This is a genomic window from Moorena sp. SIO3I6, assembly GCF_010672095.1.
Window position 1 is genome coordinate 1 of record NZ_JAAHHU010000387.1, and the last position, 4,016, is coordinate 4,016.

3 protein-coding genes are annotated in these 4,016 nt (G+C 43.9%); 2 read left to right on the top strand and 1 reads right to left on the bottom strand.

All coding sequences use genetic code 11. The features are described from left to right. Together F6K49_RS36560 and F6K49_RS36565 are read left to right on the top strand one after the other, a co-directional pair. On the top strand, positions 1–437 hold a 437-nt coding region (locus F6K49_RS36560; protein ID WP_366514270.1), incomplete at its 5' end, for a hypothetical protein. 316 nt (positions 438–753) lie between these two features. Continuing rightward, positions 754–903 carry a hypothetical protein gene (locus F6K49_RS36565; RefSeq protein WP_293104743.1) on the top strand — a complete coding sequence of 50 codons (150 nt, stop codon included), beginning with the start codon at positions 754–756 and terminating at the stop codon, positions 901–903. Here the strand turns inward: F6K49_RS36565 and F6K49_RS36570 are convergent. Beyond that, entirely contained in the window at positions 844–3,963 is a 3,120-nt protein-coding gene (locus F6K49_RS36570) for a HEAT repeat domain-containing protein (RefSeq protein WP_293104746.1), read from the bottom strand. The two genes, F6K49_RS36565 and F6K49_RS36570, sit on opposite strands and share 60 nt — an antisense overlap. Positions 3,964–4,016: the final 53 nt, after the last annotated feature.

Sequence of the window (4,016 nt, forward strand, 5' to 3'; positions counted from 1 at the left end):
GTCAGTTTTCAGAACGACCTAGAGAGACCTGGCAGGCTCAGTTAGATAGTGATTGGGAAGACAGACCATCTCGTAGTAGACGTTCTCGTCCTTCGGAACAATCTGTGGAACGACCTGTAGAACGATCTGTAGACACTTGGGAGGCTAAGTTAGATCGGGATCTAGACAGAGATCTAGACAGAGATCTAGACAGGGATAGGGAAGACAGACCCGTTCGCCGTAACCGTTCTCGTCGTGAATCTACAGAAAACTATGACTCAGGAAACTATGACTCAGAAAACTATGACTCACAGATAGCCTCAAGGGAAAGAAAGCGTCGTACCACCCCAAGGGAAGAAACATCCTCTAACTACTCAGACCAAAGTGATTATGTGGATTACAAACCCATCGACCTGTCTGAAGAAGATGATGAGCCGTTAGGACCTTTTGAGTACTAATAAAACTAGCTATCAGCTATCAGTGATCAGCTATTAGCCATTAGCTATCAGTGATCAGCAATCAGCAATCAGCAATCAGCAATCAGCAATCAGCTTATGCGCTACGCGCACGCTACGCGAACAGCAATCAGGTATTAGTTATCAGTTATCTGCTAAAGGCTGAGAGCTGAGGGCTAAAGGCTGAGAGCTGAGGGCTGACCACTGACCGCTGACTGCTGACCCCTTAGCCCCCTATGGTATCAAAACAGCGAGGTATTCGGAACAGAAGTTGCTAGACCCTAGGTCTTGTGTTGGATCTAGCTGATGGGATTGACCTTTGGTCACGCTACGCGATCGCATTCAACACAAACTATACTCAGCTCTCTTTCCTACTGCTCCCTACTCCCTACTCCCTACTCCCTGCTCCCTATTCCCTACCTACCACCAAATCCCACAAGGCATCAATACCACTGCCCACATACTGTGAATCCTGGTGTTGTTCAATCCATTCAATTACAGTAGGGAGAACATGATTAGATTTTTTGCCCAAATTGCCCAAGACTTCGGCTGCCTGCCAACGCACATAAGAATCATCATCGATTAGCCTTGCTAGGAGGGCACTGACTACGGTTTCTGAGCTATTGCCCAAATTGACCAAGGCTTCCGCTGCCCTGATACAGACAAAAGAATCATCATCGATTAGCCTTGCTAGGAGGGCACTGACTACGGTTTCTGAGCTATTGCCCAAATTGACCAAGGCTTCCGCTGCCCTGATACCCACACGAAAATCATCATCCATTAGCTGTGCTAGGAGGGCGTTTATTACAGTTTCTGAACTGTTGCCCAATTTGCCCAAGGCTTCCGCTGCACTCACACGCACCAAAGACTCATCATCCATTAGCCGTGCTAGGAGGGCGTTGATTACAGTTTCTGAACTGTTGCCCAATTTGCCCAAGGCTTCGGTTGCAAACATAAGCACAAGATAATTATTATCCATTAGCCTTGCTATGAGGGCGTTGACTACAGTTTCGGAGCTATTGCCCAATTGGCCCAAGGCATAGTTTGCACTCCAAAACACAACATAATTATTATCCATTAGCCTTGCTAGGAGGGCGTTGACTACAGTTTCTGAGTTGTTGCCCAAATTGGCCAAAGCTATGGCTGCGCTCCCACGCACATCAGAATCATCATCGATTAGCCTTGCTATGAGGGCGTTGATTACAGTTTCTGAGCTGTTGCCCAATTTGCCCAAGGCTTCCACTGCCTTCTCACGCACAACAGAATCATCATCCTTTAGGCGTGTCAACAATGTTGTAATTACCTGATCCTTTGCCCCTAACTCGTGTCGATACTTCAGCAATCGTTCCTCATCAATCTGATGTGAATGCTCCTTCAACATCTGTAGAGCTTGTATCTCAAAATCCGTTTCATACAAACTACAAATTATCTCAAAAACCTGCTCACAAATCTTCTCGCCAACCCGATCATAACTACTCACCTCCAACTCAACCAACCGCTCTAAAATTTCTTCAACTAAGCCACTATCAGTACTCCGTAAATTTTTCGGGTCTTCCGCCAAACAATGACCAGCAAACAACAAATCCCGATGTAACCACTGCTCATAGTTACTCTTATTATTCAAAACTGCCCGAATCGCTTTCGCCGCATTTTTCGGTTTTTGTTGCGCTATCAGCAATAATAACACTTCGCGCCAGTGGGAGTCATGTAAATGCTCCCGAATCTGATTCAAAACAATCTCGAAATCATACTCATTCTCGGCTTTATAGTTAATTTCCTGAGCACACAAATATTCCTGAAATGTCTTATGGACAAAACCATAACAATCTTGCCCTTGTTCATTCAATAAACCAGTGCGCTTCTGGATCAACTCTACAAACCGTTTTGCCTCTTGCTTAGCTTTATACAAATCCACCTGCTTCAAGGTTTTAATCTGCTCAGCCAATTGCTTAATCAACTCATCTTTGTCAATTAACGTGCCACTGTCGTTATCTTCAGCATCTCCCTGAGTATGAATCCAATACGCCAACCATTCCATCAATCGGCGCAAATCATCCAAACTCAAATAGCTCAACCACTTATCACTACTTAATTCTTTATTAGCATCCCAAGAGGTTAACAAGGTTTCCACTGCTTTGTCATAAAGCTTATACCGTTCCTTGGGCAATACCGCTTGATACCGATGAATTAATGCAATAATTGTCAACAATAACGGATTCCGTGCCAATAGCTTAATCCGGTCATTATTATCGAGAGCATTTCGTAAACTATCCTTGCGCCTTTGAGCTTCTCCTTGGTCTTGAAAGCGACTTTTATACCAGTTATCAATAAACGCGGAAATCTTGCTATCATCAAAGGGTTCAATTTGATAGTGGGGAAATTCCTCAGTGCGGAAAAAGTCCCGGCGATAACCAGCCGGTCTAGAGGTAATAATAGCGCGATTTCTGTCAAACTGTCCTAAAAAATTCTCGATGCGCCTGACCACATCATTGCGTTTAGCCTCATCTGCTACTTCATCCAAACCATCCAGCAATATCAACGCCCTACCATCAGACAACCAATGCTCAAAAAATCCCACTGGTAACCGTTGCACTGACATGGTGTTTTCCGCAAACCCACGAGCATAGTCGATCAGGTTTTTATCGAGATTTATCCCAAAATCTCGCATCCTAATTAAAATCGGTAGCCAATCCGTATCACCATCTAATCCCAAAACCTCAGCCTTGCTCTCAGCCAACATTACTGCAAAATAACTCATCAACGTGGTTTTTCCAGAACCAGGCGCACCCAATATCACCACTCGTCTCGACTGACTTTGGCTCAATAGCTGCTGAGCTAAGAATTTCCTACCAGTCGTCTTTCTTGACAGCGCCCTTTCCGGTTTTTCGGCACTTTCTGCTGCTAAAAACTCCCGCTCCCAAGCGCCAGCAGTTGATACCTCTTCCACCACATCGGGCATTACAAAAATTTGAGCTAACTTCTCCGATTTCTCTACATCTTGCCCAGGCACAGCAATGCCAGCAAATTTAACATCATCAAACCAGTTAGCTAACTGCTCACAATAATCCTGTTTAGCTACCTGAAATTTTATATAAGTAACTGTATGCTGAAAATAAGCATTAACAAACGTCTCTATCCAAAGCTGGAGACTATCTTGATTTAGTTTAATATTAGTCGTTTCTGCTTCTTGTAGAAATACTCTGATTAAAATCTCCCGATCAGGCTGCCCTTGATTAATTAACGGTTTCTGTAATTCTGCTAAAACTGCTGCATTAGTAAAATAGCCCCCCAAAAAATTTTTAACTCCATTCAATCCATCCGGGGGAGCGTGAAAAAATAATAGCTGGCTCGGTTCCAGTTGTTTTTCCCATTCCTTAACTGCGTCTTCTCCCGCTTTGATTGCCTTCTCTACATCACTTTTAGTCAGAGCTTTAACTATACGCTTCCCTGCTTCACCCGCAACAGTACCTAACAAAGGTGACGCTATTTTCGATAGTTCCAAACCAGCTAAAAAGGAGAATGGTTCCATAATTTATAGGTAATTATGTTCGATGCTATTAATTATAGCAATTTAGGGAGCAG